General features: G+C 34.9%; 12 protein-coding genes. 8 read left to right on the top strand and 4 right to left on the bottom strand.

The window, feature by feature from the left end; translation table 11 throughout:
- From BM141_RS14270 to BM141_RS14260, 3 genes are all read left to right on the top strand, one after another.
- Nucleotides 1-324 (top strand): transposase (locus BM141_RS14270; RefSeq protein WP_177217393.1); only part of this gene is annotated, 324 nt, incomplete at its 5' end.
- 38 nt (nucleotides 325-362) lie between these two features.
- The gene (locus tag BM141_RS14265; protein WP_091546894.1) at nucleotides 363-986 is read left to right on the top strand and encodes an ATP-binding cassette domain-containing protein; all 624 of its coding nucleotides are present in this window, start codon (nucleotides 363-365) and stop codon (nucleotides 984-986) included.
- Nucleotides 892-1173: an ATP-binding cassette domain-containing protein gene (locus BM141_RS14260; RefSeq protein WP_177217392.1), complete on the top strand. Its 282-nt coding sequence runs from the start codon at nucleotides 892-894 to the stop codon at nucleotides 1171-1173. The genes BM141_RS14265 and BM141_RS14260 overlap by 95 nt, the downstream gene beginning before the upstream one ends.
- A gap of 29 nt (nucleotides 1174-1202) precedes the next feature.
- Here BM141_RS14260 and BM141_RS14255 read toward each other — a convergent pair whose 3' ends face one another.
- Nucleotides 1203-1721 carry a low molecular weight protein-tyrosine-phosphatase gene (locus BM141_RS14255; protein ID WP_091546887.1) on the bottom strand — a complete coding sequence of 173 codons (519 nt, stop codon included), beginning with the start codon at nucleotides 1719-1721 and terminating at the stop codon, nucleotides 1203-1205.
- Between the two features lie 232 nt (nucleotides 1722-1953).
- Here BM141_RS14255 and BM141_RS14250 point away from each other — a divergent pair, with 232 nt between their 5' ends.
- Entirely contained in the window at nucleotides 1954-2763 is an 810-nt protein-coding gene (locus BM141_RS14250; protein WP_091546882.1) for a DUF3108 domain-containing protein, read from the top strand.
- Nucleotides 2764-2772: 9 nt separating this feature from the next.
- On the top strand, nucleotides 2773-3399 hold the full coding sequence (locus tag BM141_RS14245) for a peptidylprolyl isomerase (protein ID WP_091546878.1): 627 nt from the start codon (nucleotides 2773-2775) through the stop codon (nucleotides 3397-3399).
- 185 nt (nucleotides 3400-3584) lie between these two features.
- On the opposite strand, the gene BM141_RS23790 is transcribed toward BM141_RS14245, so the two are convergent.
- The 3 genes from BM141_RS23790 to BM141_RS14230 all read right to left on the bottom strand — a co-directional run bounded on the left by BM141_RS23790 (nucleotide 3585) and on the right by BM141_RS14230 (nucleotide 4560).
- Nucleotides 3585-3872, bottom strand: a complete 288-nt coding sequence (locus BM141_RS23790) for a transposase (RefSeq protein ID WP_091546875.1) — start codon at nucleotides 3870-3872, stop codon at nucleotides 3585-3587.
- A 165-nt stretch (nucleotides 3873-4037) separates the two neighbouring features.
- The gene (locus BM141_RS14235; RefSeq protein WP_143090939.1) at nucleotides 4038-4265 is read right to left on the bottom strand and encodes a hypothetical protein; all 228 of its coding nucleotides are present in this window, start codon (nucleotides 4263-4265) and stop codon (nucleotides 4038-4040) included.
- Nucleotides 4266-4272: 7 nt separating this feature from the next.
- Nucleotides 4273-4560, bottom strand: a complete 288-nt coding sequence (locus BM141_RS14230) for a hypothetical protein (RefSeq protein ID WP_091546867.1) — start codon at nucleotides 4558-4560, stop codon at nucleotides 4273-4275.
- Between the two features lie 476 nt (nucleotides 4561-5036).
- On the opposite strand from BM141_RS14230, the gene BM141_RS14225 reads away from it, so the two are divergent.
- From BM141_RS14225 to BM141_RS14215, 3 genes are all read left to right on the top strand, one after another.
- Nucleotides 5037-5399, top strand: a complete 363-nt coding sequence (locus BM141_RS14225) for a hypothetical protein (protein ID WP_143090938.1) — start codon at nucleotides 5037-5039, stop codon at nucleotides 5397-5399.
- 67 nt (nucleotides 5400-5466) lie between these two features.
- The gene (locus BM141_RS14220; protein ID WP_091546860.1) at nucleotides 5467-5853 is read left to right on the top strand and encodes a hypothetical protein; all 387 of its coding nucleotides are present in this window, start codon (nucleotides 5467-5469) and stop codon (nucleotides 5851-5853) included.
- A complete protein-coding gene (locus BM141_RS14215; RefSeq protein ID WP_091546857.1) occupies nucleotides 5850-6029 on the top strand; it encodes a hypothetical protein in 180 nt (59 codons plus the stop codon). The genes BM141_RS14220 and BM141_RS14215 overlap by 4 nt, the downstream gene beginning before the upstream one ends.
- The last annotated feature ends 10 nt before the right edge of the window (nucleotides 6030-6039 follow it).

Raw genomic sequence — 6039 nt, 5'->3', positions numbered from 1 at the left:
ATTACTGCACTAAAAGAAGAATTTGCAGAAAGAAACTTGCACTTAATCACTAAGTTAAGAGCTAATATGAAGAAAAATCAAGTATTAACAGAACCACAAGCCTATTATTTAAGGCATAGAGGATTGATAGAAACTGCTTTCGATGTACTTAAAAATCAACTAAATATAGAACATTCAAGGCACAGAAGCCCTAAAAATTTTCTTATTAATTTGCTGGCAGGCTTAATTGCTTATACATTTTTGGAAAAAACACCAAACATAAAAGCATATCCACAAAAATTAGAGGACAAACAAATTGTATTTATTCAAGAAAATGTAAAATAATTCACGTTATTATAGGGATTAGCTCTACCTTATTACCTTTGGTTGCAAAGCTGGCACTAATCAATATTCCCTTAAATGAGGCAAAGGTTGCATTTGGTAGAATGTTTGAGTACGTGAATATAAAACCAGAAAACGAAAACAGCCAAAAAATAACAATATCAAAAATTGAAAGCCTAAAAGCCTCTCACCTCTTTTTTCGTTTTGCAGGTCACAAACCCATTTTTACAGATGTCAGTTTTGAGCTAAACAGAGGGGAAATTATCTCTATTGTAGGGGAAAGTGGGATAGGGAAAAGCACTATCTCTCAGATTTTAGAACAATTTTATACCCCTGAAAAAGGAGAAATTTTAATCAATGGAAAACCGAATTTGAAAGAGATAGATTTACAAAACTGGCGTAACTTATTGGGTATAGTTCCTCAAAATATCCATATTTTTAATGGAACAGTTGCAGACAATATTTGCTTAGATAATCCTCAAAGCCATAAAGAACAACTCCTATTCTCTTTAACTGATTATGGATTTATTCCTTTTATTCAGAGCCTCCCACAAGGCTTAAATACCATTATTGGAGAGGAAGGCGTTAAAAATTTCGGGTGGGCAGAAGCAACTCTTAGCTTTGGCAAGAGCCTTATACAAAAAACCACAGTTGCTTATTCTTGATGAAGCAACCTCTGCCCTTGACCGCAAAAATGAAATGTTTGTTTTACAAACGTTAGAAAGGATTAAACCTCATGTTGCTATTATTTTCATTTCTCACAAAATCCAAGCAGTAAAGCAAATCAGTGATAGAATTTATCTTTTAGAGGCAGGGAAGTTACAGAATTTGACGTCAAAACCTCTCAAATAATAAATCAGAGAGGATTTGAAGTTTTAATCTTACAATGACTTTGTTTTTTGTAAATATTTCAAAAATTCTTTATTACAACGCTCTAAGGTATCATAACACTCCTCAAACTCTACCTCGCCACCATAATAGGGGTCTGCCACCTCCCAAGCTGCATCATTCTCAGAATCATCAACTTCATCATCGTACAAATTATCAAATTCTCTCATCAGATAGATTTTTGCCTTAGTTTTCTCCAATTCTTGGGCTTTTTTTTCTAAATTTTTGAGAGATTTGAAATTTTCATTGTCCATGGCGAAAATATAGTCAAACTCTTTGAAGTCTTCTAATCGGACTTGGCGAGCCTTATGCCCCATCTCTAAGCCATATTTCTTGCCTATCTTAATTGCTCTTTTGTCTGACGATTCCCCAATATGATAATTAGAAGTTCCTGCGGAATCAACTATTATCTCCTTTTCTAAGTTATTATCTTTGGCTAACTTTTTCAGTATGCCCTCAGCTAAGGGTGAGCGACAGATATTACCAAGGCAGACAAATAAGACTTTTACCATACTATTTTGAATTGAAATTGGTTTTTGGCAAAAATAACTTTCCTTTTTCACTAAGGCAAGTTTTTTAGCAATACATTCTACCTATTAACAAATAAAAATGTAGCTTTGCACGTAAAAATTGCATGTTATTGAATTGTTAATAATCACAAAATAGGAAACTTATGTATAAATTTTGAGGTATAGGTAAACAGGTGTTATTATAAAATTTTTTATTTGGATAGCTTTGAACAATATGAAAAATAGTTTCTTATTATTTGCCCTTTTGTTTTTGATTTCTTCTTTTGCTATGGTTTCAGATGACAGTCGCTATAGAGTGGTTAAACACAATGGATTTACCAGAGGAGAAAAACTTACCTACTTAGTCAATTATGGTTTTGTTAATGCTGGCGAGGCAACGGTAGAGATGCACCAGAATCTCTTTACTCTTAATGAAAGACCTTGTTATAAAGTGGACATCAAAGGGAAAACTATTGGCTTGATTACCACTATGTTTGATGTTGATGATACGTGGACTTCATATATTGATACGGCGGCTATTATTCCTCATCAGTTTGCTCGCAAAATCAAAGAAAATAGTTACAGAAAAGATGAAGTTACTTTTTTTGACCATATCAAAAGAAAAGCCACAGTCAAATCTGTTACGGGGAATGACCCAGAAGTAAAAAAAGATTTTGAAATTCCTGCTAATGTGCAAGATATGGTAAGTGGCTATTACTTCATCAGAACACTTAACTTTGAACAATATAAAGTAAAAGATACTATCACTATTGACGGATTTTTTGAGGATAAAGTCTATAACATGAAAGTTGTCTATAAAGGAAAAGAAAAACTACAAACTAAGTTTGGACGCATCAGTACGGCGGTGCTTTCGCCTATCATGCCTGAGAACGCTCTTTTCGATGGAAGAGATGCCATTCGCTTCTATGTATCAGATGACCTGAACCGCGTTCCTGTGAAAATAGAAGCAAGAATGTTTGTAGGTGCTATAGAGCTAAACCTCATAGACCACAAAGGGCTATCACATAAATTTAACAAAAAGTAAACTAAACCTATGAGAATTAGATTTTTAAACTTTCTTCATATTTTTTTTGCCTTCTTATTTTTCTTATCTTGTACTAGTCAGGAAGACCAAGTTGTAACTATTAGCACTGATTTTGGAGAAATAGAAATTGTATTATTTGACCAAACCCCTAAGCACAAAGCTAATTTTTTGAAGTTAGCCCAAGAAAAGTTCTATGATAGCACTGCCTTTCATAGAGTAATTAATGGCTTTATGATTCAAGGCGGAGATATTAATACCAAAAATGGTAGCCCGGTAGAAACTTGGGGGCAGGGGAATCCTGATTATACCCTCCCTTTGGAGGTATCTCCTAACCTGATGCACGTTAGAGGTGCTTTGGCGGCGGCTCGGAAGCCAGATTCTGTGAATCCCAATAAAGAATCTAATGGCTCTCAGTTCTATATAGTTCAAAATCCCAATGGTGAGCATCGCCTTAATATGGAATACACCGTCTTTGGGCAGGTTCTCAAAGGCATGGAAGTAGTAGATAGCATAGCCCAACAACCTGTGAATGAATATGCCCGCCCTTTGAAGGATATTCGTATGAAAATGAAAGTAAGTACTTTGCCCAAATCAGAGATTACAGCTAAATACGGATACATCTATCCCAAAGACTAAAAAGGTAAGAATCTTGCCATCTGAACACATTTTTCAAATAGCATACAGGTTTGGCAAATGTAACTGATTTTCACAGAAAATCTGCGTGTACTTATTGTATTCGGAACTCCTATATTTTGATTTTTTAAAACCGTACACAAAAATAATGTTTTAAAGTTTTGCAAAATTGCGTATAAAAACAAGTATCATTTTTTATACAAAAGTCTATGATTTATATGAAAGACGGAATAGCTCTTTAATCTGTTCTTTCTAAATATCTTAGGTAAAATATCTTTGAATAATGGTTTAGCAAGCCCCATAATGAAAGTGAAACAGAAAGCAATTGCTACTAAAATAAGTAAATTTTGTAACATTTCAGGATTCTTGACGCTGGTTTTATTAATATTAAAGCCTCTGGATTCCAAATCTCCAAATAAGGTTTCTATACTCCACCTGCGCCGATAATAGTTGATGATGTCTTTCGCCCATTCCAAACTAGCAAATAAATAGGCACTTTTTCTCCCTTTTCATGCCATACCAACACATTCACACACCCTTTGCTTTGCTTGCCTATACCACAATTTTCTACGAATAAATGACCTATTTTAGGTCTGCATATAGTTCACCAACGGCATAGCTATCACATTTTGCGTCTTCTATCAGTGTATTTTTTGCCGTTCGCAATACATACCTTGCTTACCGGCATATTTTTGTAAGTCCCACGAATCAAACTCGCCATCACCCAACAAGACTATCTTTTGGCAAGCAGGAAGCAAGGTTTTCACCTGTTTAAGTAAACACAAATGGTCACTTACCGAAAAGTGTCCCTTATTACCCTGCTTGACCAACCAAACCAAGGCTCGCTTACCCAATATGACTGAAAGCATTAATGCCCTACAACTCTTGCCTAAGTCTGTCCCGTCTATGACCAAGACCAATTCTGCTCTTTTTTTCGCCAGCCCTGCTCATAAAAGGGAAAAATAAGAGATGACAATCCGTGTATTTGCTTTGTAAAAAGCGTTTCACTTGCTTTACACGACTTTCTTGGTCGGTTTGAGCAGGCAAACCCGCGCCAATTGCCTCTAAACTGCTTTCCCCTTTTCTGACCAGAGCGTGGATATAACTTGCCAATTTTTCTACACGTAAACGGTCTGATTTTTTAGTAATAGCATAAAACTTCAATAAGCTTTTCTTATAACTTTGTAACTAAGCATAGGAATATATAGTTAATGTGATTGGGTTATTACAAAAATTATATATCCCGTGCTTTTTTCCAAATTTACAAGCATTTACTGCTTTTTATTTGTGTACGGTTTTAAAATAAAAACATTAAGAACTAAACATTAACCCTTTTAAAAAACCAAAAAACTTATGGACTGGATAATGACCATTTTGCTTATCATTTCCCTATTCGTGGGAATATTTTAGGCATCAAAAGAAAATGACAACCTTACCAAAGGAATGTAGCTCTGACCTGACAATTTGCGTTAATTTCAAAAAAAAACAATATGATTTTAGTTATTTTATTTATAACCTCCCCTCTTTTCCTATTCTTAGCATATAAGAATAATAATATGCGCTTGGTAAGATGGATTGCTTTTATCATTATTTGTTTTGCTTATGGAATCATCTCTGATAAAATCAAGCTTTAATTAACCTTGCTTCTCCATTTTCATCACCCAAAGCAACTCGTGCCAGCGTTGCGCCCTCTCATCATCAGTCAAGTTATCAGGCTCCATATACAGGTAATAGTGAAGCAAAGCATTGATTTTCCTTTAGGCTATCGTTGTCGCTGCACCTTGCAACAACTTAAAGCAGACGCTCCCACTACTCCCAAAGACCAAATCCCCCAAGTAAACCCTGATAAGCCCCTCTTTGCCAACAATGCAGGCATATCGGGCAAGGCATTTATAGATAAGCATACCTTATTTTACAGATACGGACAATGCGCAGGTAAGCAAGCTGGCAGAAACGGAAAGAGAAAAGTTCCTAAACCAAACCCTCCAAAAAGCAGAAAATAGCATCAAAAACAAAGAAGTAGAGCATAGCTACATTTTTGATAAGTATAGTAATGAGTTGGTGTATAAGGTGGGAGATATAGTATTTTCTGAAAGCGAAAAAATGTTGCTTGAAAATAGTTATGTTACGCATAACCATACTATTGTATCTACATTTAGCTACAATGGGGATATAACTTTTGCTGTTGCTAATAATTTGGCACAAATTAGAGTGGCATTGCCTAATAACTACGTGCTTTTACTAAAAAGACCTGATAACGGTTGGGGCGCAAGCATAGGAGAGGTAGAAAAAATCATGTTTGATTTGGAAGGGGAGATAAATGCTAAATTCTTTTCTTATGAAAATTATTTGAACCAAACCATGACCCAAAGGGAATATGATACGTACATGAATGAAGGATTAGTAATAGATTTATTAGCTAAACTTGGTTTAACAATTCAAAAAGAAAAACTATGAAATACACACAAGAACAATTAAAGCCTATCATTGACAAGGCTTTAAAGAAAAAAAACAAGGCGATTAAAGAGATGATAGACAAGGGAATATTGCCTTCTGAAAAAATGCTTAAAGAGTTGCAAAATGAGGCTCAAAAAGAGATAGAAGCGGGTAAGCAAAAACTTTTAGACCTATAACAATCAATAA

It is taken from the genome of Thermoflexibacter ruber (genome assembly GCF_900113045.1).
GTDB classification, from domain to species: Bacteria; Bacteroidota; Bacteroidia; order Cytophagales; family Thermoflexibacteraceae; genus Thermoflexibacter; species Thermoflexibacter ruber.
The sequence above is the reverse complement of the archived record's forward strand: the minus strand, read 5'-3'. Positions and strand labels throughout refer to the sequence as shown.